Source organism: Streptomyces sp. NBC_00873 (assembly GCF_045207415.1).
In the GTDB taxonomy this organism is placed as follows: Bacteria; Actinomycetota; Actinomycetes; order Streptomycetales; family Streptomycetaceae; genus Streptomyces.
Genome location: NZ_CP108804.1, coordinates 65,784 through 89,578, shown reverse-complemented (window position 1 = coordinate 89,578; position 23,795 = coordinate 65,784). Strand labels below are relative to the sequence as shown.

At 71.1% G+C, this 23,795-nt stretch carries 11 protein-coding genes and 2 CRISPR repeat arrays (1 of these 13 only partly in view); of the genes, 1 reads left to right on the top strand and 10 read right to left on the bottom strand.

Going from position 1 to position 23,795, the window contains the following annotated elements; all coding sequences use genetic code 11:
- Positions 1–6 precede the first annotated feature (6 nt).
- Positions 7–4,260, top strand: a complete 4,254-nt coding sequence (locus OH809_RS44090; RefSeq protein WP_331743902.1) for a trypsin-like peptidase domain-containing protein — start codon at positions 7–9, stop codon at positions 4,258–4,260.
- 19 nt (positions 4,261–4,279) lie between these two features.
- On the opposite strand, the gene OH809_RS44085 is transcribed toward OH809_RS44090, so the two are convergent.
- From OH809_RS44085 to cas3, 10 genes are all read right to left on the bottom strand, one after another.
- On the bottom strand, positions 4,280–4,423 hold the full coding sequence (locus OH809_RS44085) for a hypothetical protein (RefSeq protein ID WP_331744002.1): 144 nt from the start codon (positions 4,421–4,423) through the stop codon (positions 4,280–4,282).
- Between the two features lie 313 nt (positions 4,424–4,736).
- On the bottom strand, positions 4,737–8,669 hold the full coding sequence (gene mobF / locus OH809_RS44080) for a MobF family relaxase (protein WP_331743899.1): 3,933 nt from the start codon (positions 8,667–8,669) through the stop codon (positions 4,737–4,739).
- 396 nt (positions 8,670–9,065) lie between these two features.
- Positions 9,066–9,704: direct repeats of the CRISPR family, unit length 28 nt; unit sequence GAGCAACCCCCGCGGGCGCGGGGACGGC.
- 44 nt (positions 9,705–9,748) lie between these two features.
- Positions 9,749–10,072: a type I-E CRISPR-associated endoribonuclease Cas2e gene (gene cas2e, locus OH809_RS44075; RefSeq protein ID WP_331743895.1), complete on the bottom strand. Its 324-nt coding sequence runs from the start codon at positions 10,070–10,072 to the stop codon at positions 9,749–9,751.
- Entirely contained in the window at positions 10,069–11,073 is a 1,005-nt protein-coding gene (gene cas1e / locus OH809_RS44070) for a type I-E CRISPR-associated endonuclease Cas1e (protein ID WP_331743892.1), read from the bottom strand. The genes cas2e and cas1e overlap by 4 nt, the downstream gene beginning before the upstream one ends.
- On the bottom strand, positions 11,066–11,854 hold the full coding sequence (cas6e, locus tag OH809_RS44065) for a type I-E CRISPR-associated protein Cas6/Cse3/CasE (protein ID WP_331743889.1): 789 nt from the start codon (positions 11,852–11,854) through the stop codon (positions 11,066–11,068). Before cas6e ends, cas1e begins: the two co-directional genes overlap by 8 nt.
- Positions 11,855–11,858: 4 nt before the next feature.
- Positions 11,859–12,656: a type I-E CRISPR-associated protein Cas5/CasD gene (cas5e, locus tag OH809_RS44060; protein ID WP_331743886.1), complete on the bottom strand. Its 798-nt coding sequence runs from the start codon at positions 12,654–12,656 to the stop codon at positions 11,859–11,861.
- A complete protein-coding gene (gene cas7e / locus OH809_RS44055; RefSeq protein WP_331743883.1) occupies positions 12,653–13,846 on the bottom strand; it encodes a type I-E CRISPR-associated protein Cas7/Cse4/CasC in 1,194 nt (397 codons plus the stop codon). Before cas7e ends, cas5e begins: the two co-directional genes overlap by 4 nt.
- Positions 13,847–14,015: 169 nt before the next feature.
- Positions 14,016–15,230, bottom strand: a complete 1,215-nt coding sequence (gene casB, locus OH809_RS44050; protein WP_331743880.1) for a type I-E CRISPR-associated protein Cse2/CasB — start codon at positions 15,228–15,230, stop codon at positions 14,016–14,018.
- Positions 15,227–16,903 carry a type I-E CRISPR-associated protein Cse1/CasA gene (casA, locus tag OH809_RS44045; protein ID WP_331743877.1) on the bottom strand — a complete coding sequence of 559 codons (1,677 nt, stop codon included), beginning with the start codon at positions 16,901–16,903 and terminating at the stop codon, positions 15,227–15,229. The genes casB and casA overlap by 4 nt, the downstream gene beginning before the upstream one ends.
- A gap of 327 nt (positions 16,904–17,230) precedes the next feature.
- Entirely contained in the window at positions 17,231–20,098 is a 2,868-nt protein-coding gene (gene cas3 / locus OH809_RS44040) for a CRISPR-associated helicase Cas3' (RefSeq protein WP_406516344.1), read from the bottom strand.
- A 178-nt stretch (positions 20,099–20,276) separates the two neighbouring features.
- Positions 20,277–23,795: a CRISPR direct-repeat array (repeat unit 28 nt; unit sequence GTCGTCCCCGCGCTCGCGGGGGTTGCTC) (it continues 719 nt past the right edge of the window).

Genomic DNA, 23,795 nt, shown 5'->3' with positions numbered 1-23,795 from the left:
CGAGCCATGACCGAGCGGTCCCCCTCCCATGACGAGATCGCCGAGGAAATGCTCACCGCCACCACGGTGCGGATCACCGGTCCGGCCGGCGTTGCGGGTGTCGGCGTACTGATCGCCCCACAGCTGGTACTGACCTGCGCCCATGTCGTGACCGACGCAGCCGGGCTGGCGCGCGGACATTCCGAGCGGCCACAGACCACGCTGGACGTCCGGCTGCTGCACGCCCCCGGTGACGCGGAGGCCGTCACGGCGCGGATACGGGACTGGGTGCCCGAGCACCCGGACGGCCGCGGCGACCTCGCGGTGCTCCGGCTCGGAGGTGTCCTGGCCGGTGCGCGGCCGGTCACCATGGCCGATCCGCCCTCGACCCTGGCGCACCAGGCCGTCGTCTTCGGGCTGCCCGACGACGTGGCGGAAGGCGGCTGGCACACCGCCGTACTGCGCGGGCGTACCGGCGTCGGCTGGCTGCAGATGTCCCCAGACGGCGCATCGGACCCGATCCGTCCGGGCTTCAGCGGCGCGGCCGTGTGGGACAAGGTGACGGGGGCCGTGGTGGGCATCGTCACCGCGACCGCCTCCGAGGCGCGCGGCCAGAACTTCTGCATCCCGACACGCACCATCACTGAGCAGATCCCCGCACTCGCCGGGCTGCTGGCCCCGCGGTCCCCGTTCCCCGGTCTGCATGCGTTCACCGAGCACGACAGTCGGCACTTCTTCGGCCGGGACGCCGATATCGCAGCGGTCCTTGGGCTGCTGGAGGCCGACGGCGGGCCGACAAGCTGCGTCACCCTTGCCGGGCCCTCGGGGTCCGGCAAGTCCTCCGTGCTCATGGCCGGTGTCGTGCCGCGCCTGAGAGAACAGGGCGTCGAGGTCGTCCTGCTGCGCGCCGCTTCCGGACAACGGCTCCCCGTCCCGGCCTCACCGGCGGATGCCGGGCAGCGGCATGTGGTCGTGGCCGTCGACCAGGCCGAAGCCCTCCTCACCCTGCCGGACGACGAGCTGCGCGACACCGTCGGCCGTCTCCTGGAGGCCGCGGCGCGCCCCCGCACGGGCGTGCTCACGGTGGTTCGCTCAGATTTCCAGGACGCGATGCTCAGCCATCCGGAACTGGGCCGGCTCGTCGGTGGCGCGCCCGCCCACCAACTGGGGCCGATGACCACGCAGCAGCTCACCAACGCGGTCGTGCGGCCGCTGGACGGGATACCCGGCGTCGAGTACAGCGCCGGTCTGGCGGCGCGGATCATCGAGGACGCGGTGGGGCGGCCCGGGGCGCTGCCGCTGCTCGGGTTCCTTCTGGAGACGCTGTGGGAGCAGCGCCGTGGCGGACGCCTCCGGTTCGATGCCTACGAGCGCCTCGGCGGCGTCGGCCGCGCACTCGGCGAGCGGGCGGACGCGGCCTGGCGCGCCGTGCAGGGGGGCTTTCCCCCACCGGCCGCGAGGAGTCTGCTGCGCGCGCTGGTACGGATCCCGCCCGGAACGCGGACGGCGCTGCGAGCGCGGCTGCTCCGGCGCGACGCGGGCGAGGAGCGGTGGGCAGTCGCCCGCGCGCTGGCCGAGTCACGCATTCTCGTTCTCGGCGTGGACGAGGAGGGGCGCGAGACAGTAGAGCTGGCGCACGAGGCGCTCATCGAGCATTGGCGTCCCCTGACCGAGCTGCTCGCCGAGGACCGCGCCTTCCTGGAGTGGCTCGGCACCGTGCGCTTCGACGGGCAGCGCTGGCGGCAGGCGGGCAGGCCCGATGGCCATCTGCTGGAGGATCCTGCTCTGGCCCTGGCCGAACAGCGGCTCGCGGAGCGCGGGGACGAGCTCACGGCGGACGACCGCGAATTCATCCGGTGCAGTGGGGAACTGCGCGACCGCAGACGCCGGGAGGCCGAGCGGAGCGCAACCCGTGCCCGCCGGGTGCGGCAGCTCACCGCGATCGTCGCCGTCGTCTCTTCCCTGGCACTGGTCGTGGGGTCGATCCTGTACCGGGGCATGGTGGCGGAGCAGCGGCGGCTCACCTCCGACCGGCTGGCGCAGCAGGCGGCCGCGCTGGACAGCGTGTCCCTCACCGCCTCATCGCTGTTCGCCGTCGCGGCCTTCGACACCGAGGACCGGCAGCCGGCCCGCTCGACGCTGATGGCCCAGTACCTGCGGATGAAGGACGTCGAGCACATCGTCATGGAAGGCCGGTCCGACGTCGAGGACATCTCCTTGGCCGGATCCGGTGAGCAGTTGTACTCCCTGCTGGACGGCGGCGACGTCGTCCAGCTCGACCTGCGCAAAGCCGACGCCGAACGGCCCAAGCCGTGGCTGCGGACGAGCACCAGCGACAACGCGCGCTTCGCCGTCTCGTCAAACGGCCGTGTCATGGCGCGGTCGAGTGACTGGGGTGTCATCTCCCTGGGGGTACGCGCCTCTGAGGAGGCGGTCTTCGACCCCAAGGCGAAAGTGCGGTACGTCTCGCTGCGCGGGCGCGAGGGCGCGGAGAGGAATCCGCGCCCCGCGAGCGACCTCCGTTTCGACGGCGGCGGGGATCGGGTCCTCGCGGCGATCCGCCGGGAGGGGGTGCTGGTGTGGCGTACCGACGACGGCAGCCGCGTCGGCCGGACGCTCACCCCGCCGAAGGGCTGGGACGCGGTCGAGGCGTGGTTCGGGGCGGGCGACACGGTGGTGACCCGGATCGTGCCCGCCGGCGCGGGCCGGGACGACGCGCCGGGCCGCCTGCTCGCCTGGGATCTCGCGACGGGTGAACCGAACCGTCCCTGGGGCGAGCGGGCGGCCGCCTCCACGACCGTGAGCAGCGACGGCCGGACCCTGGTGACCTGCACCGCGCAGGGCGCTCTCGAAGTGTGGCGACTCGGCCGCCACCCGCGCATCGCGCAGTCCTACACCACCACGGCGGTGCAGCTCTGCCCGCTCCATGTGCCCCGGCTCGACGCAACGGGCCGCTACCTCGTCAACCCCGTGGGCCGGATGGGCGGCGACCTCGGCCGCATGCGGTTCCTCGTCGTCGACCTGGAGAAAGGGTGGCCGGGCACCTTCGACGTGCCGTCCACCGCACCCGAAGACGTCAACGTCACCGGCCGGAACGCCTTTCCGGCGGTGGCCCTCACCGGCCCGCCAAACGACCTGCGGGCCGCCGTCGCGGTCGGCGGCAGCATCGTCACCGTACGCGTCCGCTCCCCGGACTCCTTCGGCACCAATGTCCTGCTCGGCGGCTTCCGCACCGCAGACGGGGAACACCAACGCCTCGCGGTGGTCGACGCCAAGGGCGACGCTCTGCAGCTGTGGAACCTGAAGACCCGCAAGCTGATGGGCTTCGCCCGGTCACCGAAGCCGCTGGCCCGCTTCTACACCGCTTTCAGCCCTGACGGGTCCCGCGTCCTGACCGTCACCGAGGACCAGCGGAGCGTGCTCGTCTGGCGGCTGACCGAGGGCGCATCCGGGTCCGGCACCACGCACACCCTGGCGGTGGAACACGAGTTGGAGCTGCCGTCCCCACCCGATCTCACCGCCCAGGGACCCGACCCGTTGACCGGACTCACCCCGTCCTGGATCAATACCTCCTTCGCCGACGACGAACACGCCGTGATCTCGGGGCTGTCCTACATGTCGCGCTGGAACCTCGACACGGGCAAGCAGGACGGCAGGACGTACCGGCCCGCGGAGCAGGAGAAGTGGGCACTGGCCAATGCGGCGGCAGGCACCTGGGGCGGCGCCCTGCCCGGCACCCGCAAGGCGGTCGTGCGAACCGTCGACGGGGTCGGCACGTGGGACTTCGGCACCGGCGAGTACACCCGGTGGATCGAACGGAAGGAGCGCGACCAATCCATCCGCGGTCTGCTCGTCTCCCCTGACGGGAAGCGACTCGCGGTGCACTACGCGGGCGGATCCATCCGCCTCTGGGACATCAAGCGCAATAGGTGGGACGGCAAACTCACCGACGACGGCGTCTACGCGCTGGGCCGCTTCCTGAACGAGAAGGGCGATACGTTGCACACCACCACCCGGGCCGGCGAGCAAGTGGTCTGGGACACCCAGGACAGGAACATGTTGTACCGCTACTGGGTGTACTACGACACCACGCTCTCGCCGAACTCCACAGGCGAGCGGATCACCGCGGTCGAGGGCTCCCGCTCCTTCACGGTCCCCCTCGACGCCGACAAGTCGATCGAGCGGCTCTGCGCACTCGCCCAGCGGGGACCGACCAAGGGCGAAAGGGAACGGGCTGGCGACAGCGACGAGTTCGACAACGCGTGCCAGTCCGGGTCGTGACGCCCCGGGCTGTCGCGGCCTACGGCGTGCGCTGCCCCGCCCGGTGCAGCCCCACGATCTGGGCCCGCGACGCTAACCCCGGCTTGTCGAGGATGTGCTGGACATGAGAGCCGACCGTCCGCTTGAAGACGACGGGTCTCAGGGCGATCTCCCGGTTCGTCAGGCCCTCGGCAACGAGCGCTGCGACCTGGCGCTCGCGCGGTGTGAGCCCGTCGGTGGGGGCCCGGGCGCTGCCCGGGGACGCGCGGCGACGGCGCCTCCTCGGTCAGAGCGTCGGCTGCAGTGTCGTTGTCGAAGGGGCTGACGTTCCAGGTGCCCACATGGTGATCTCCTCACGGCTGTTACCCAAAGGATCGTCGCATCCGCCACCGACAGCGGGGTCAGGAGGCGAGGAAAACTCGCTTGCGGAGCGAAGCCTGCGCAGCCGAACATCTGGCGCTTGAGCATGTGTGGAGGCCGGGCAGGTCGTCGCCTCCTCAGCGCCTGAGAGAGGGATCGGACCGTGTGGGCAGTTGGTGACCGTGCTCGCTCTGTGTTCGCGCGGCGGCCTGGCGGGCCACCTGCTGTTCGCGCTGCTGTCGCTGGGCGGTCTGGATGTGCGCGGCGCGCTGCTGTGCCTCGCGGGAGTGCTGCCCGGGGGCTTCGGTCGCCATCCGCAAGCGAAGTGCCTTCTCGTTCTGCAGACCGGTCACCGCGATGCGGTGGATCCGGGCGTGGCCCCGGTACTCAGCCGCCTGGCGCTCGGTGCGTTGAGCGTCCTCGGTGATGGCCCAGTCGGTAATCCGCTCGATCTCAGGGAGCCGTTCGCGCATCGCGGCGAGCTTGTCAGTGAGCTCATCGACGGTGTGCGGGGCGCCCGCGCGCGATCCCTGGTTCTCGAACCAGTCGACCGTCTCCGGGCTGCAGATGGCTGTCCATGACTCGCGCTGAGCGTCCTCGGCGGCCTGCCCGGCCCGCCGGGCCTCCTGATACGCAGCGTTCGCCCTCTGGGCGTGCTCGGCACTGAGATCGGCCGTCTCCTTGCGGCTGGTGCCGGCCAGCCGAAGAGCCATCCGGCTCCTGCTCATCGACTCTTCCAGCTTGTCGCGGATGTCCTGGGAACTACTCATCGCGGCGTACGCCCGACGCTCGTTCTCCCTCTCTGCGGCTGCGGTGGTGGCAAACCGGTCGGCGCGGTTCAGGACCGCGGCAACCGCGCGGGGCCGCTCCTGGCCCGGGGTGACCGGGGCCGCAAGCTGAGCGAGCTTGGCCTCGGCCTGGCGGGTCAGGTCATCGGCCAGGCGCTCGGAGCGAAGAGCCTGTTCCGTCCGCTCGGCCATCACCGCGAAGAGCCGCTGGGTGGCGATGTTCCCGTACTCGCGGTGGTTCCACGCCAGGAACTCCGGCTCCGGCTGAGCCTGCTGAGGGATGGGCCCGACCGGCTGCCGGCCGAGGGCGGTCGCGAGCTCGTCGGAGACCATCCGGTCGTCGCTGTCGTGCTCCAGGGAGTCGGCGTACGCGGCGACCGCACGGTCCAGCAGTTCCTGTTCGCTGCAGGCCTCGCCGAGCCGGAGGCGCATGTCCTCGCTCTCGACGACATCGGCTGGCAGCCACAGATGGGTGGCCTCCCTGGCCCTCGACAGCGCCGGGTAGAGGGTGTTGGCCTCGGCTCCCACGCCGTACACCAGCGCGTGGTCGGCCGTCAGCCCCTGCGCAGCGGCGATCGTCATGGCGTAGCCGTGCTGCAGCGCGCCGTCGGCGATCTGGTCAGCGGTGATCCAGGCCCGCTCCACGACGTATCCGCCGTCATCGGCGGGGCGCCGCCACTCGACCGCGACGCCGCCCGTGGACGTGTGGGTGACCTGCCCGCGGTACCCGTTGAGAACGTCGACGTCGCCACCCCGGCGGGTGCGGTAGCCGTTCCGCTTGATTCGGATGATGTCGCCGGCGGCCAGCTCGATCCGCTCTCCCCCGGCCAGCGCGTACGTGTGGCCACCGGTCAGTTCGCCGGCCTTCTTGCGCAGTTCGCGGGCGCCAAGGTTGAGTACCTCGACATCGGCGTTCCGCGCGGCAAGGACGACCAGGTCCTCGATCTGCTCGTGGACGTCGCCCTCCAGGCGGGCGACCGCGTCCCTCCACGCGCCGAGCATCGCGGCGTACGCGTCGTCGGGCGTGCGGACCGCGTGTACGTGTCCGTGCTCGGCGAGCATCGCCAGCGCGGTACGGCGGCCGCCGTCCAGCCACGCCTCCAGCGCGGCCCGCTCCACCGCGTCCTTCTGGCGGCGGTTCTCGCTCAGCTCCAGGCCGCCCGTGATCTCGTGGGCGCGCTTGAAGCCGCCGCCGACGCCGATCGCCTTGAGCTGTGCCCAGTCGCCGATCTGGACGACCTTCACACCGTGCTCGGCGGCCGCCGTGAGCAGTTCGGCGACGTCCCGGTCGTCGATCATCGCGGCCTCTTCGAGGACCAAGACGTCCGTGGTCGCCATGCGGCGGCCGCCGTCTCGGATGTTCATCAGCCAGGTCGCCACCGTGGCGCTGGCGATGCCGGATTCGGCCTGCAGTTTGGACGCCGCGACCGCTGCCGTGGCAGCTCCGGAGATGCGGAGGCCGGCGGCCTCCCAGCCCGTCCGCGCCGCCGACATGATCGTGGTCTTGCCCGTACCGGCCTTGCCGCGCAGGACGTCCACGCCCTGGCCCCCGGTGAGGAACCGCATCGTGGCGGCGCGCTGCTCGTAGGACATGCGAAACGGGCGGAGCAGATCGGTGGTGCGCGAGGTCTCGAACGCGGCGATGGCGAGCTCGGCTGCCTCGCGCGTGATCTTGGCGGCGCCCTCGGCGAGCCGGTCGGTGACCGTCTCGGTGATGGTCTCCTCTGCGGCAAGGAACGACGCGTGCGTGTACCGCTGGGGGTTGGTCAGGTGGGCCATGCCCGACTCCGGCAGCGCGACGGCCTCGCCGTCGACCGCGAGCACGGCGTCCGTCAGGGCCTCGGCGGCGGCGAGGTTGGGCACACCGAACGGGCACGCATCGATCACGTACGCCAGGACGTCCGCGCGCGTGACCGCCTTCCGTGACTCGGTCAGCCCGCCCTCGCGCCGCCAGATGTGCCCGGCAATCTCCCCGGGGGAAGGCATGATCGGGCCGCCGCCCGGGCCCGCGACCGACGGGCCGTCCGGTCCCTCGGGCCCCGGCACCGCGCGGCGCATCATCGCATCGACGTCGCCGACGACCGCCTCGGCTCGTGACCGCCACGACGCCCGTACGTCCCCCGTGGTGATGGTGACGTCCTTGCCCTCGGCGAGCTGGCGGGCAATGAGCTTCTGCTCCAGCGTCGTCGCACCGTCCGCAGCCACCGCAGTGATCTGGTTCGCGCGGCGGGAGAACTCACGGCGCAGGACCTCGTCGATCCCGACGACCTCCCACGCGCCGGTCTCGGCGTGCCGCTCCCAACGCATCCCGAACCGCTCACCGGTCAGCTGCCGCAGCCGCGCCTTCACCAGGGAGTCAGCGGCGTGCGCGTGACGGAGAATGTCGCGGCCGCCCGCCCCGACAGTCCGCCACTTCCCGTCCTGCGCCAGCGCCATGTTCGCGATGTTCGCGTGGACGTGAAGGTGCGGGTCGCCGGGCACGCCGCCGACGGGACGGGCGGAGTAGTGCACGGTCATCCAGCCAAGGAACCCGCTCGTGTCGACGCGGTCGGCACTCTTGCCGTTGCCGTGCTCGCCCGCCATCGCGTACGCCGCCCAGCCCTCCATCGCACCGAATGTCTCGCGGGCCGCATCGAGGAATGTCTCCCGCAGTTCGTCGGACAGCTGGTCGCCTGCGAGCGCCACCGCTGTGCTGTAGGTCTTCGACAGATCCAGCGTCATGTCGTAGCCGCGGTTGCCGACCCTGATCCGGGCGTCGGCGTACTCGCGGGCCTCCTCCATCTGCCCGTGCCCGTACAGCTCCACCGGGTCGACCCCCGCCGCGTCCGCCAGGTCCTCGGCTGCGCGGACGGGTACACGGTGCCGGTCGCCTTCGCGGTGCACGCCCCGCTCCATGCGGGCGAACCGCCCAGACAACTTCTCGTCGTTCAGGAGAGCGTCGACGCTCACACCACGCTCGGCTGCCGCGGCTTCGATCGCCTCCGCCAGCGGGCGCGCCGACAGCTTCGCGCGCGGGTCGACCGCCACCTTCGGCGTTACCAGCCGCTCACTGGTGAGCGGGTGCCGACCGTCCATCAGCAGCCGTGCCTGGTCCTTGTCGACGCTCTCGCCAGCGACCAGCCCGACCTCCTGCAGGCCGCCGCCGATCCACTCCAGATCGCGCGCGTCACCGAGGCGGTAAGCGACCTGCGCGTCGGCCTCCTCGGCCGCCTCCTGCCGCTGCTCCTGGTGCTCCAGGTCGCAGCCGCACTGGTCGCTCAGCCGGTACTCGACCTGAGCCATGTCCGACCCTAGCGTCGTCACCCACGCCATCGCTCACTCACCCCCCGTCGCGTCCGGCGTTCCTGCAGTCTTTCGCGTATGGCGTCAGCCATACCTTGGTACTTCGAATTTTCTATCTTGCAAGAAGCATGACGGTACCTCTGAAAAACCGGTTGCCCAAAGAGTTCAACCAGGCAGGACTCAATTCAACGGCCGTCCCGCTCCTCGCGGCGCTGTACGGCCTCCCGGGTCCATCCCCGCGGGTGCGGGGAGCAGATGTCCGGATCGGTGTCCCGGATTCGGAGGGCGGGACCATCCCCGCGGGTGCGGGGAGCAGGTGACCAGGGCTGTCCCTGCCCGCGCCCCCGCGGGCGCGGGGACGGCTTCTGGCGGGGCTCGTAGGAGATGAGGATCGGCGAGCAACCCCCGCGGGCTCGGGGACGGCCTGCTCGCGGAAGCTGTCGATGACGTCGTCGAGGAGCAACCCCCGCGGGCGCGGGGACGGCGATCCGGCGAGCGTGGCGAGGAGCGTCTGGGTCGAGCAACCCCCGCGGGCGCGGGGACGGCGTGCTGCTCTGCGGCCGGTACGAATCCCCGGGGGAGCAACCCCCGCGGGCGCGGGGACGGCGGCCAGGCCGGAGCCGTTCACCGTCATCTCGAAGAGCAACCCCCGCGGGCGCGGGGACGGCCCCTCCACCCACCTCGCCTACGCCCGCCGGGTGAGAGCAACCCCCGCGGGCGCGGGGACGGCCTTGGGGTGCTCGATGGTGACGCCGTCGTCCTCGAGCAACCCCCGCGGGCGCGGGGACGGCGGGAGCAAGCCCCAAAGCATCACTCTCGGCTACGAGCAACCCCCGCGGGCGCGGGGACGGCGCTGACTCCCTCGGCCTGCCATCCCCGCATCCGGAGCAACCCCCGCGGGCGCGGGGACGGCCCAGTCACGATTGTTCTAAGTACGCGTGTTCGGGAGCAACCCCCGCGGGCGCGGGGACGGCTGCCTGGGTGGCAGTGACGGCGGCGATCTCGCCGAGCAACCCCCGCGGGCGCGGGGACGGCACTTGTTGAGCTGAGGTTTTGTCAGGCGGGTGGGCGGTTTTCATTCACTTGGTTTCGGGGCGCCACGGCTGGCTTACGGCGGGGCGTGGGCGGGCCATGAGGGTGAGGCCGTCGAAGTCGGCTGGGGTCCAGCGGTCTTGGCCGGCGGTTCGTACGGACCAGCCCTGCTCGGTCGGGGCCGGCTCGATCATGATGGCTTGCCCGTTGTGGATGCGTTCGGCGAGGAGGGTCCAGAGGCGGTCGCGGATGCGGGTGTTGGGGGTTCCGACGTAGATGCCGGGAGCGGCTTCGACGAACCATCGGGTGAGGTGGCCGCGCAGGCCAGGTGGTGCGGAGATCAGGATGACGACGGTCGTTCCTGTGCTCATCCGCTTTCCTCTGGCCGGGTATCGCGTACCTCGTCCGGTTGTGTTGGTATGACGTCCAGGTGGGCTTCCGGGGCGAAGGGATCGGCCCAGTTGCGGCCGCCGGTGACGGTGGTGTTGCCCTCGTCCCAGAGGCCGTGGACGTCCTCCTCGGGAATGCTTGCTCCGTCGGGGACCAGGAGCCTTTTGATGTCGGTGACGATGCGTGGGAGGAGTTTGTGCTGGACGACGGTGTCACGGAGGGCTGTGCGGGCGTCTCGTTCGGTGGTGAGGCCCTTGGCGGCTAGGTCGAATGCGAGGGGAATGGTGAACTCCGCCTTGTAGAGGTCGGCGATGTCCAGGACGAACGAGAGGGCGGATCCGGTGTGGACGAAGCCGAGGGCAGGACTGGTGCCGATGCCGGTAATGACGGCGTGGCAGATGCCGTAGAGGGCTGAGTTGGCTGCGGAGAGCAGGCGGTTGACGTCGTCGCCTGCTGCGAAGGCGTCCCCGGGCTTGTAGTCACGCTTGGTCCACGGGACGCCGGTGCGTACGGAGTGCTGTGCGTACAGTTTGCGGATGCGGGTGCCTTCCCTGCCGCGTAGTTGTTGGAGGGTCAGGGTGGCGGTGTCTTCTCCGGGGAAGCGTAGGTCGTACATGCGGCGGGCGACGGCGACGCGTTCCTTGGGCCGGGTGACGAGCCATGCCTGGCGCAGCTGGAGGTGGGAGCCGCGGGCGGTGCTGAGGCCGGAGGCGTACAGGCGTACGCCGTGCTCGCCGACCCAGCACACGCAGGTGGCGGAGTCGGCGAGCAGAGCGACGGCGGCGTGGGTGATGCGGCTGCCGGGTCCGATCAGGAGGACGGCGAGGTAGGCGGCCGGGACGTGGACGATGCGGGTCTTGTTGATCAGGACGATGGCGTTGTCGTCGCGGTCGATGTGGCAGCGCTCGGCGTAGAGGCTGGAGACGCGGTCTTCGATGCGGTGGACGTCTTGCGGGCCGGTCCGCCACCAGGGGTCAGCCATGGGGTGCCTCGTCGGGGAGGGGTGCGAGGGTGAGCAGTCCCTGGCCGTATCCCTTGGCGGGGCCGATGCCTGTCAGCAGGGTGGTGCGGAGTGCCGCGGTGTCGGTGATGCGCAGTCGTCCCTGGAAGGTGGCGGTGGACAGGGTGACGTGCGGGCCGTTGTTGCTTTTACGGAAGCGGAGGGTATCTCTGGCGGTGATGGACACGGCCGGTGCAGGAATCGAGGTGCCCTCGGTGTCGGTGGTGGTGCCCGTGTCGATGCCGGGAGGGGTGGTGGTGGCGGGGATGGTGAAGCCGTGGCGTTCGGCTCGGTTGAGGAGCCAGGTGAGTTGCTGGGCGGCGGTGCGGTGGGCGACGCGGAATCCGCGGCGGCTGCGCGCGGTGTCGTCCTCGGTCTTGATGCGTAGGGCCTGCTCGTTGCTGGGTTTGGTGGGGTTTTGCACGTTTTGTACCGGGTTGGCGGTGAGCCGGAAGGCGAACTCCTTGCCGAGGGTGAGGCGTTCCAGGAGGGGGGTGTAGTCCGCGACGAGGGCGTGGCCTCCGTCTGCGTCCGGCCAGCCGGCCTCTTCCACGAGGTGGTGCCAGGAGGGGCGGCTGTCGGTGAAGACGAGGACTTCGGCGCGGTGCGCGGTGTTGGTGTCCAGGCGCCACAGCACTCGCTCGGTGACGGGCTGGACGGCCAGGCCGCTCAGTACGGCGGCGTGCAGCCGGTGGGGGTTGGCGAGCAGGGAGATGGCCTTGCGGCGGCGCGGGTTGAGGGCGATCTTCGAGAGGTACGGCACGGTGTCACCAGCCCAGGAGAGCGAAGGGGTCGTGGCCGGGGCCGGGATCGGCCGGGCCTGCGGAGTCGTCTGGTCGGCTGTCCTGCGGGTGGCCGGTGGGCAGGGTGACCCACAGGTGGCGGACGGTGCGCTCGCTGAAGACGGTGCCGGTTTTCAGGTCGTAGGTGTCGGGTACGTCGGAGATCCGGAGGTCGCCGGCCGGGTCTTCGAGGGTGGCTTCCAGCGTCACCTTCGGTCCGCGGTGGCGGGTGCGGTGGTGTTTCGCTGCTTGCCAGGGCACGTCGGTCAGTGCGGTCTGCAGGTCGGTGCCGGGGCGCAGGCCGAGACTGATGGGGCCGGTGGGGGGGCATGACCGGCGGCCGAGAGAGAGGGGGAAGGCCGGTTGCCGTAGGGCGTGGTCGAGGTCTTCGAGAAGTGGGGTGGGGCCGTGCAGGGCGGCGGTGAAGACGGCGTCCTGCAGGTAGTAGCGCTGGGTGACGCCGGTGGGCTTGGCGGGGCTGGTCTTCTTCTGCACGCCTTTGGCGTCGACCTTGGCGGCCGGCAGGGGCAGGCCCCGGTGGTCGCTGACGGTGTGGTAGTCGCGCAGGAGGGTGCCGGGCTGGTCGACTCGTACGCCCAGTCGCAGGCCGAGCAGGTCGGTCAGGCCGACCTGGCGTGGGCGGCCCTGGGCTGCGGCGAGCAGGCCGAGGATGCCGGATTTCGTGGGCTGGGCGTGGGTGTCGCGTCGATTGTAGCGGGAGGGGCCGCCCCAGGACTGCAGGGGGGCGGCCAGCCGCAGGACGAGTACGGCGCGGTCGCTCATCGCTTCCCGGCCTCCGCGGCCGCGTCGGACGCTGCCGTCTGGGCGGGGATGCTTGCGTCGGTCAGCCAGCCGCCGACCAGTTCGCTGACCTCGTTGAGGAGGGTGGGGAAGGGCAGGGAGGGGCCGAAGGAGTCCATAAGTTTGCCGGTCTCCAGGGCGTACGTCGCCAGGGTTCGTACGGGAGTGCTGCCCCATGTGTTGCCGACGGTGCGCAGTTCTTCGGCCAGGGCCAGTGCGGAGCTGGTGGCCAGGCCCTGGTTGCCGGTGACCGGTTCCTCGAAGGCGGAGACGAGGTTGACGGGCTGGTCGGTGCGGACGGTGACCAGGACCAGGTGGGGCAGCGTGCGGTGGGCGAAGGCGTTCTGGTGGCCGGTGGGCATGGAGCGGGTGAACGCGTCCACGAACCGGACGACGGCCTCGCGGGTCGCCTCGGCGGAGGTGAGGTTCTTGCGCAGCTGGTGCGCGCCCAGGACGGCGTAGCGGTACAGGGTCGAGGAGTTGAACTCCACGGTGCCAATCATGCCGGCGCCACTGTCGTTGGTGTTCTCGTCATCGACGGCGGTGAAGTAGTCGAACTCGGTCCGCACGGCGTGGGTGGACAGTGCGTGGGCGACCTGGACGGCGGCGTCGACGTTGAGGTCTTTCAGGTCGGCGACCATCCGGCCGAAGAGCGCGACCTCGGCCGGGTGTCCGGTGGACAGCGCCGAGACCACGGGAAGCTTCTTGATCTCCTCTTCGAGTTCCTTGTCGGCGAGCGCGGCGAGTTCCGGTGCACGTCCGCCGAGGAGGGCGATGAGAGCGTCGAGCTGGGGCTTGCCGAAGAAGAGGAGGTAGGCGGACTGTTCTTCCTTCTTGGTCGACTTCTTGATGCCCAGGGGTTCCAGCAGGGCGTTGGCCAGCCGGTCGGCCTGGGCGGTGTCCAGACCGGCGCCTGCGTTGTCGGCGGGCGCGGCGAGGCGCTGGGAGAGCAGGGCCGCGATCCGCTTGGTGCGGGTGGCGCGGTCCGTGGGCTCCTCGGCCTTGGCGAATTCGATGCGGGTGGCGCGCTTCCACGCCTGCGAGGAGACGCGGGCGCGGCGGGCTCCGCCGTAGAGGGCCTGCTTCGGGGTGCCCGAGTCGTCCCGGTTGATGTTGGACGGGGGAACGCTCTGCAGGATGTGGACCTCGACGAAGAGGGTGGGCTCGGCCATGGCGTGGCTCCTTCGACAATGTGTGCCGGACGGCAGGGGTTCGGCCATCCGTATGACCGGGTGAGACCGGCGGTATGCCGGGGCGGTACCGGTACCTGGTCGGTGTGCGATACCAGTACCGGTACCTGCTTGGTGTGCGGTACCGCGGGTGTGGCGGACCCGCTGTGCGTCAGGTCTGCGGGTCCCTGCGGTGGAAGTCGCGGTCCCACGTACTGCGCAGACGGGACTGCTCGTGTGGCCTCTTTGGGTCGTCCCAGTTCCGCAGGGCCGTGCGCAGCAGGTCGTAGTCGAGGCCGATGTCCGCTTGCCGCAGCAGCGGGACGAGGCTGCGCAGGTGGTGGGCCAGCTCGCCGGGGTCCAGGGAGGTGAGCAGGACGCCCAGTCGCTTCTCCAGCGCCGCCCGGTCCATGGTCTTGTTCCGTGCGAGAAGGGCCCGGCACGCGGTGCCGGGGCTGACGCCGGGCGTATGCATCGACTGCTTCCGGCCCTGCTGGTGGAGCCCGAAGAGGGCCAGCGCACTGTGCTCGGCGGTCAGGTCCCGAGTCAGGTCGCCCTGGGAGCGCAGTTCGCTGCCCATCCGCGTGCGGTAGTAGCCCCACATCGCCGGAACTGTCCCGGCTTCCTCACCCAGGCCGGAGCGCAGGGCGGCCAGTTGCGCCCCGACGTCCGCACGTGCGGGGTCGAAGCCGGCCCAGAAAGCAGGCTCCGTATCCGTCTCGCGCCGGGACTTCTCCGCAGTGCCCGTAGCAGAGTCGGTGTACTGCAGGCCCCAGGCACGCAGCACCCGGCCGTGTTGAGGCGTCAGCCAGTCACCCAGGTCACGATGAAGCCGCGTGTAGTCCAGGCCGATCTCCGCCTGCCGCAGCAGCGGTACCAAAGTGCGCAGATGGTGTACGAGCTCATCGAGGTCCAGCGCGGTCGCGGCAGCGGCAATCCGTCGTGCCACGGGGCCGGCCGCACGCCGCTCCTGCACGGTGGTCAGGCTCTGGTCGCCGGTCTTCAGGATCTCGGTGGCCTGGTGAATCTGCAGAGCTCTGCAGGCCGCCCCCAGTCCGATGCCCGGATGGTGTACGGGTTTCGCCGCTCCGTGCTGGTGCAGGCCGAAGAGGGTGAGTGCGGCGTGCTCGGCCCGGTAGTTGCGGGGCAGGTGTTCCGCGTTCCGGGCGGCGTCGGTGAGTTCCACCCGGTGCAGGAAGCGCATCCCGGGCACGGTGCCCGGTTCGCGTCCCAGACCCTCGCGCAGCGCGCGCAGGCCACGCTCGGCCCATGCCGGCAGACCGGTGGTTTTCGGCTGTCCGCGTTGCACGGACCAGTTCTCGGTGGCCTCTTCCCAGAAGTAGGGGCGGCGGTGCTTTCCGGACGGGGCTGTCAGGGTGCTGCTCATGCCGTTTCTCCCCCCATTGCTGGAACCGCGCTGATACGGGTGAGGATCTCGCCGAGCCTGGCGTGGAAGGCGCCGGCGGCCTTGCCGCTGCGGAACACGATCTCCTTGCCGTTGATCTTCTTGGTGCGTCCGATCACGGCCTGGGGCGGCAAGGCGGCGATCAGGGCCTCTGCCTCGCGCCGTGCTGCCCGGTGCAGTGTGATCTCCCATGCTTCCTGGGCACGTTCCAGCAGGTCGTAGTCGTCGCCGATGGTGCGCAGCCCGGCCAGCAGGCGCCGCATCTTGTCATCGACCGCGTGGAGGAGACGTGCCGATGGCCGCTCGCCCTTGTCCCGCGGGAGCGGTTCACCGCCGCAGGCGCGACGCAGATCGCTGTGGAGGGTGTCCAGCGCCCTGCCCACCTTGTCGGACTGTTCCACGCACTCCAGGACGGTCACGCGCAGCCAGTCGTCGTCGGCGAGGAGAGAGGCGACGGGCAGCGGAAGCGTGTCGGCGATCGCGTTCTCCACCACCGCGGACTGGTTGCCGTACTCCAGGCCGCAGGTCTCCACCCCCAGGGCGAACCCCGCGGACAGGTGCTGGTCCGCGTGCAGGTCACTGATCTGGCGCAGCAGCAGGGACGTGTACGGGCCGTCACCGTCCACCGGGACCGACAACGCCAGCAGGGCGGCGAGGCCCTGCCACGCCGTGCGGCCCGAAGTGTGGCGGCGGGGCCGACGGGCCGGCTGGCCCGCCTTCGGCTTGGCGGTGTGGTTCCACGCTGTGTGGGGTTCTTGCTCGGGTGTGGCCGTGAGCCGGTCGCCGCCGCAGACGACGACCTGCCGCACCCGCAGGCCCTGTTCGGTGTCGGTCGGGATCAGCCTGATCCGGCGGGACTGGAAGGTAAGCAGGTCCAGCAAACCTGTAGCGGGGCGCGCCGACCACTCAGGTCCCGCGGGCGACTTCACGCCCGATGACACCGGCCGCTCGTCCCAGGCCCACTGCGGCCGGTCGACCGGGTCCAGCCCGTCGGGCAGGATCGGCGTGTTCAGCAGCAGCGTCTCGTACAGGGTGCGGCCGGTCGGCACGATCACCCCGAGCTGCCCCAGGGGGCCCGTCGGATTGCCTGTCGTCTTGCCGAGCTTGGCCTGCCCGTCGCCCACGGCTCCGGTCTTGATGGCGGCCGTGTCCCAGCAGTGGACGTGCAGCAGCCACAACGCGGCCTGGGCCGACGTCAGGTCCAGGTAATCGGCCTCGCTCTGCGCACTGAACAACGGCACGTTGTTCCCCGACGCCGCCGACGGAACCAGCAGAGCCGACGGCTTGGTCTCCCCATTGAGCGCCAACAGACCCGCCACCTGTGCAAACGGCCGCTCGGACAAGAGCCGGAACCGGTCTCCGTAACGGAGGCCGAGATAGTCGGCGAGCTTCTCCTTCTCCTCGTCGGAAAATGCGCCCCGCCGCAACCGCCGCGCCCATTCCTCGCGCGACCGTGGTACCCCCAGCGCGTCGAACACGACGGGCAGCAGCGTCTGACGCAATACGGCCGGCAACATCGTCGGCACCGGCAGATCGAGCCGCCGGATCCCGTGCGCTCCAGTCAGCGCCTCCAGCAGGCCCACCGTCCCGTGCTCGCCCCCCAGCCCAGTGGCGGACAGCCAGCCTTGCCGGACCAGGTCGTCTTCCCATTCCATGGCCTTCCCCCCTCAGGATGCCGGCGGATCTCCCCCCGGAGATCATGAACGCCATCGCCCAACTCGGCCTCAGATAAAGCCGGTTGCTCGGGCTGTCTGCCAGCGACCTCACCCTGGCAGGCAATGTTCGCTACTTCAAGCGGTTCTGAAGAATTCGTGGAGACTGCCCCCACGGCCCCGCGCAACGGCCCGGGCGGCGGGTACCCTGCCCGAGCGCGGCGTCCCCGCTCCCCGCACCGTCCAGGCGGGGGTGTTCCGGTTCGCTACTTCACGTCGTCCCCGCGACAGCGGGGTGCGGGAACAGCCAGGGGACGCTGCCCCTCCACCTCAGCTCCGGGCCACCACCAGCCCCAGCGCGTCGTCGTACGAGAGCCGGGACTCCCCCAGCTCCGCACACCCGTCTTCCAGAACCAATGCGTGGGCATACCGCAGCCAGGGGTGATCCGCCCAGCCCGGCAGCGGCTGCAGCAGCCGGCCGGGCTCGGAAAGCCCGACGGGCAGCCGGACGGAACCGCCCAGCAGCCGCTCGACCACCGGTTCGTCCAGGACCTCGCCGTGCACACCGAGCCGCGTTCCGTCCAAAGCCGTGAAACCGCCCATCGCCCGGTGCACCAGGACGACCTCGACGCCGCGATCACCGTCCCGCACCACGGCGTCGAGGTCCTCCTCGGACCCAGCCGTGCTCGCCGCGTAGTGCAGACCTTCCAGCGTCGTCACCCCCCACTCACGGGGCCGTGTCAGAAGGAACCCCTCGGCTTCCGCACGACGCTTCTCCTCCTGCGCCCTCCAACTGTCGAAGGCGGCCGGCTCGTCCCACTGCGCCGGACAGATCTCCGCCTCCCCGTACGCACGCGCCACCAGGCCAGGCACATCCGCCGGAACACTCCACGCCCCCGCGCCAACTCTGCGGTCGCCATCGCCATCGCGGGGCGGCAAAGGGCCCGCGGCTTCCGCCACCAGGGCCGCCGCGCGCAGCAGCGGCCACTGCCCGTAGATCCTCTTCGACGCATACAGGAACCGCGGACGCCCCCCGCCCGCGGCAGCCACTCCGGTCACCAGCACACGCGGCGTCGCATGCGCCGGCGGCCTCCGCGTCCCGGCATGCCGGTGCAGCCGCCCGATCCGCTGCAGCAGCAGATCCATCGGAGCGAGATCCGTCATCAGCAGATCCGCGTCCACGTCAAACGACTGCTCGGCGAGCTGCGTGGCCACCACCACCATGCGCTCCGGCCGCTCGTCCCCGGCGCCCGGCCCCATCAACCGCAGACACTCCTGCGTCCGCTCCGCCCGATGCGCAGTACACAAACGCCCATGCAGCAGACGCAACTGCCCCTCGAAGCCGCCGTCATGCAACGCCCTGTAGACCGCCTGCGCGCGATCCACCTGATTGACGACCACCAGAACGACACCGCCGTCCCGCACCGCCTCCCGCGCCGCCGAGGCGACCTCCGCACCGTCCGTCTCCGCCCCCGGAAGCCACTGGATCCGGGTGCCTACCGACTCCCGCCACGACGAGACCGGTGTACGCGAACTCTCCACCACCGGCTGCCCCGCCACCGCGAACGCCGTCGTCACACAGGGATAGCCGGCCGGACTCGGCACCTGCTGGTCAACATCCGCCGCCCCCAGCACCCCCGACAGGTACGCGTCGACGAACGCCTGCCGCTGCGCGGGCGGCAAGGTCGCCGACAACAGCACCACCGGCACGCCCGCCTGACCAAGCCACCGCAACGCCTCCAGCAGGAATTGCCGCATGTAGACGTCGGCCGCATGTACCTCGTCCACAATCACGACCTTGCCCACAAGACCGGCGAACCGCAGCATCACATGCCGCGTACGCGTCGCCGCATACAGCAGATGATCGACCGTACCGACCGCGAACGGCGTCAACAGCCCACGCTTACTGCCCAGGAACCACACCGGCGGCCCGCTGCGCTCGGCCTCCGCCCGACCCGTCTCGCCGCCCGGCCAGCCAAAGCCGCCGTCCTCATCGATCGCCCCGTAGTCCTCCCACACCGTGGTATCGGACCCACCGGTCCCCTCCGGACCCTCCCCCTCCCAGACCTTCTTCCACTGCCGGTTGAACCGCCGCTTTCCGTGCAGCAGCGCCACCTGCGACTCAAGTCCCGGATCGAAGGAGCGCACCCAATCCATGACCTGCTCATACATGGGGTCGCTCGTCGCCTGCGTCGGCATCGCCACGAACACACCGTTCAGACCGAAACGAGCCGCCAGCACCTCCGCCGCCGCCAGCGCAGCCTTCGTCTTGCCCTCACCCATCGGGGCCTCGGCCACCAGCAGCCCCGGCACCGGCATCGACCACGCCCGCTCCACCAGCTCACGCTGCGAAGCACGCGGCGACACCCCCAGACGCCCCGTCAAAGGCGCCACAACGGAACCCGGCAGAGCAAGATCCGCCCAACCCCCCTGGAACCCAAGCTTGTGCCAAGCCGACCCAGCCCGACGCAACGCCTCGGCGGGCGAAACATCACGGGCATCGGCCAGACCCGGAAAACACGCGCTGTCGCTGGCGATCCAGTCCGCCATCACAATCAGCCCCGACAACGCCAGCTGCTCCGCCTTCCGTAACGACGACACCGGCCTCGCCGCCACCAGATCCTCGAAGCCGACGGCACGGGTGAACACGTCCACCACAGCACGCTGAGCCTCGGCCCAGGCCGGCCCCCGCCCCAACGCGTCCGGGTACGGCGGCCGCAGCCTGCCCACAACCGGGAACGCACCATGATGGCCAGCCACCAACGGCCACACCCACCCAGCCGCCTCGGCATCGCCCCACTCCTCACGCAGCCGCGGCAAGAGCAACGCCCCGCCCGCCACGTCATGCCGCCACTTCTTGCCCTTCGCGGTCGGCAACCCTCCCCACGTCAGCCCGGCCGCGCGCACCGGCGCGGCCTCCACCGCGTCCAGCCCCTGAAAAGCCGGGCACGCCTTGCCGCAGTCATGGATCCCGCACACCCACATGAACCACGCCCGCCCCCGCCCACCGCCCACCTCGTCCAGGCGCCGGCGCAACGACGGCGACAGGTACCGATCCCACATCAGACCCGCCACAGCCGCCGTGTCCAACAAGTGACCGAGCAACAGATGAGTCCGACCGCCATTACGCGCCGCCGACTTCCCCCACAACCGCGACACCCGCGCTACGGTCTCCTCGGACATCCCCATCGACCGCATCAGTTCCACAACCGACCGCTCGTCCACCACGCTCAACGCCCCCTCGAACCAACCCTGTTCCAAGCTGGCCAGCACGATAGACGGCAGGTCTGACAATCCAGGCGGAAGGAACCCTGTGCCCAGAATGCAGGTAAAGGAAAACAGGCAACCTTGGTAGCATCACCGCAGGTCAACAGGTGTCGTCCCCGCGCTCGCGGGGGTTGCTCGGCCAGCCTGACGGACTACACCCGGCAGCTCACGTCGTCCCCGCGCTCGCGGGGGTTGCTCGTACGCCATCCCGATCGGTGCGGACGGGCAGATGTCGTCCCCGCGCTCGCGGGGGTTGCTCCCAGAACAGCGGGTTTTCCGGACTCCACGGCGGGTCGTCCCCGCGCTCGCGGGGGTTGCTCGCTCGGCGCCATTGGCGCGGACGCCATGTACGAGTCGTCCCCGCGCTCGCGGGGGTTGCTCGTCCACCCGGGCCCGCAGACTCGCCGCCGCATCGTCGTCCCCGCGCTCGCGGGGGTTGCTCCCGCTGGTTCGGGCGCTCGACCACGCACGTCCGGTCGTCCCCGCGCTCGCGGGGGTTGCTCTGCGCCGCCCCCCCGCGCATTCGCGGGCGACACGTCGTCCCCGCGCTCGCGGGGGTTGCTCCCCGGTATCAGTGTCCATCGGGGCTGTCCTAGCGTCGTCCCCGCGCTCGCGGGGGTTGCTCATCGTCGCGATACGGGCGAGGTGCGCGGGCTCGGTCGTCCCCGCGCTCGCGGGGGTTGCTCCCCTCAGCAGAGAGCAGGAGACCTCAGCATGACGTCGTCCCCGCGCTCGCGGGGGTTGCTCGCTCTCCCAGGACATCGTCTGGCAGAAGGCCAAGTCGTCCCCGCGCTCGCGGGGGTTGCTCGCTCTCCCAGGACATCGTCTGGCAGAAGGCCAAGTCGTCCCCGCGCTCGCGGGGGTTGCTCCGGCCTTGAAAATGCCCGTCGTCCGCTCAGCCGGTCGTCCCCGCGCTCGCGGGGGTTGCTCCCCGTTCACCGGGATGGAGCGCCCCTCGGTGTCGTCGTCCCCGCGCTCGCGGGGGTTGCTCGATTGAGCACTTCTTCGACTACATGAACGACGCGTCGTCCCCGCGCTCGCGGGGGTTGCTCCAGGGACAGGTCCGGGACGACGATCTGCCCGTCGTCGTCCCCGCGCTCGCGGGGGTTGCTCCGGGGTGACGCACGAGTTCGGTCACGCGATCGGGTCGTCCCCGCGCTCGCGGGGGTTGCTCCTCGGAGGCGCACCGACAGTTCGGCATCCTCGCGTCGTCCCCGCGCTCGCGGGGGTTGCTCGTCTGCTTCCCAGCCGTCGGGGTCGTCGACGGGGTCGTCCCCGCGCTCGCGGGGGTTGCTCGCTGGTTGATGCCTGGCAGTCCCTCAACGCGTTGTCGTCCCCGCGCTCGCGGGGGTTGCTCCGTGCCGCTCAGTTCGAGCCGGGTGGACTGGACGTCGTCCCCGCGCTCGCGGGGGTTGCTCCCCGAGCACGGTGTTCGTGAAGCTCAGCAGCGTGTCGTCCCCGCGCTCGCGGGGGTTGCTCCCCGCCAGCTACCACGACCGGGGGCCGACGTGCCGTCGTCCCCGCGCTCGCGGGGGTTGCTCGCTCATCTCGTGTGAGGCGGTCAGCGTGGTTAGGTCGTCCCCGCGCTCGCGGGGGTTGCTCTTCGGTCTCGCCGTCGGTCCACTCGTTCTTGGTGTCGTCCCCGCGCTCGCGGGGGTTGCTCTCCTCCGTGGCCAGACCGTGCGCGACTGCGGCGGTCGTCCCCGCGCTCGCGGGGGTTGCTCGAAGGACCAGGGGCCGTACCAGTGGGGACTCGAGTCGTCCCCGCGCTCGCGGGGGTTGCTCGCCGCCTGATGGCCACGGACGAGACCGGTCGAGGTCGTCCCCGCGCTCGCGGGGGTTGCTCCTCTGTGCACGCCCGTCCGTACCGCGCGTCCACGTCGTCCCCGCGCTCGCGGGGGTTGCTCCTTGGCGGCGTACACCGGGATTATCGAGGTCGCGTCGTCCCCGCGCTCGCGGGGGTTGCTCTCCGCTCAGCCCGTACTACGGGCTCATCGGGCGGTCGTCCCCGCGCTCGCGGGGGTTGCTCCGTGGTCGGCTCCCCGATCAACACCTACACCACGTCGTCCCCGCGCTCGCGGGGGTTGCTCTACGGCGAGGTGCCCGATACCCATTCCCTCGGTGTCGTCCCCGCGCTCGCGGGGGTTGCTCCAGGGATGCCCCACGGCGTGATGTCGAGAACCGGTCGTCCCCGCGCTCGCGGGGGTTGCTCGATCCTCGGGGGCGTGGTCCAGCCCACCAAGCGGTCGTCCCCGCGCTCGCGGGGGTTGCTCGAACCCCGCCACCCTGTCCGCCCGCGTACCGATGTCGTCCCCGCGCTCGCGGGGGTTGCTCGCAGAAGCGCGCCGTCCTCGACGCCCTCGCCCGGTCGTCCCCGCGCTCGCGGGGGTTGCTCGCCGATCTGTGGGATGACCTGTGGTGCAAGCCGGTCGTCCCCGCGCTCGCGGGGGTTGCTCCCCGAATGCGACGCGCCGCGGGGTGGCGTGGTAGTCGTCCCCGCGCTCGCGGGGGTTGCTCCTGCCAGGTGAGTGCGTCGTCTCCGCGGCGACAGTCGTCCCCGCGCTCGCGGGGGTTGCTCGTGGAGCTCCTACACCGTCGGCTACGACGAGCGGTCGTCCCCGCGCTCGCGGGGGTTGCTCCCTCTTCGGTCTCACCGCGAATGCCGCCGTAACGTCGTCCCCGCGCTCGCGGGGGTTGCTCGCAGGCTGCCTGGATGGCTGGCGTCATGGTCGCGTCGTCCCCGCGCTCGCGGGGGTTGCTCCCTGGCGCCGGGGGCGGTCATGGGCTCGGCTGCGTCGTCCCCGCGCTCGCGGGGGTTGCTCGGGAGTCGATCTGCCCGGCGTAGAACTTCGACGGTCGTCCCCGCGCTCGCGGGGGTTGCTCGCCCGACGTGCTCCACCTCGGTCCTGTCGTCGTGTCGTCCCCGCGCTCGCGGGGGTTGCTCCCTCATCCGGATTGCCGACGCCATCGGCGTACCGTCGTCCCCGCGCTCGCGGGGGTTGCTCGATCGCGGCCTGGCGCTCATGGCCGAAGCGGTCGTCGTCCCCGCGCTCGCGGGGGTTGCTCCCCCGTCGTACGGCGGCGCCTCGCGCAGCGGCCGTCGTCCCCGCGCTCGCGGGGGTTGCTCTGTTCTCCGCGACGTCGCCGGACGGTTCGGAGTGTCGTCCCCGCGCTCGCGGGGGTTGCTCCCGTCATTGACGCCGACGCCGACGCCGACCAGGGTCGTCCCCGCGCTCGCGAGGGTTGCTCGTGACGTTCTGCTGGTAGCTGGTCAAGTTCGTGGTCGTCCCCGCGCTCGCGGGGGTTGCTCGGCGTCGGCGTCCCTCGGCAATGGCTAGGCGTAGTCGTCCCCGCGCTCGCGGGGGTTGCTCCCGCATCGTCGCCGAGCCGGCCACCCTCACCTCGTCGTCCCCGCGCTCGCGGGGGTTGCTCCCCGGACGAGGAGCCGGTTTGCCTGACCTGCGGGTCGTCCCCGCGCTCGCGGGGGTTGCTCCACGCTCCACCTCGGGCGGCAGTGCATCGAGCCGTCGTCCCCGCGCTCGCGGGGGTTGCTCCCAGGGTCAGCTGCTCCCGAGTGTGCTTGCCCTGTCGTCCCCGCGCTCGCGGGGGTTGCTCCATGCCGCCCACA

Coding starts and splice junctions, on each gene's coding strand:
- OH809_RS44090 (WP_331743902.1), top strand. CDS start 7: ATGACCGAGCGGTCCCCCTCCCATGACGAGATCGCCGAGGAAATGCTC.
- mobF (WP_331743899.1), bottom strand. CDS start 8,669: ATGGCTCAGGTCGAGTACCGGCTGAGCGACCAGTGCGGCTGCGACCTG.
- cas2e (WP_331743895.1), bottom strand. CDS start 10,072: ATGAGCACAGGAACGACCGTCGTCATCCTGATCTCCGCACCACCTGGC.
- cas1e (WP_331743892.1), bottom strand. CDS start 11,073: ATGGCTGACCCCTGGTGGCGGACCGGCCCGCAAGACGTCCACCGCATC.
- cas5e (WP_331743886.1), bottom strand. CDS start 12,656: ATGAGCGACCGCGCCGTACTCGTCCTGCGGCTGGCCGCCCCCCTGCAG.
- cas7e (WP_331743883.1), bottom strand. CDS start 13,846: ATGGCCGAGCCCACCCTCTTCGTCGAGGTCCACATCCTGCAGAGCGTT.
- casB (WP_331743880.1), bottom strand. CDS start 15,230: ATGAGCAGCACCCTGACAGCCCCGTCCGGAAAGCACCGCCGCCCCTAC.
- casA (WP_331743877.1), bottom strand. CDS start 16,903: ATGGAATGGGAAGACGACCTGGTCCGGCAAGGCTGGCTGTCCGCCACT.
- cas3 (WP_406516344.1), bottom strand. CDS start 20,098: ATGCGGTCGATGGGGATGTCCGAGGAGACCGTAGCGCGGGTGTCGCGG.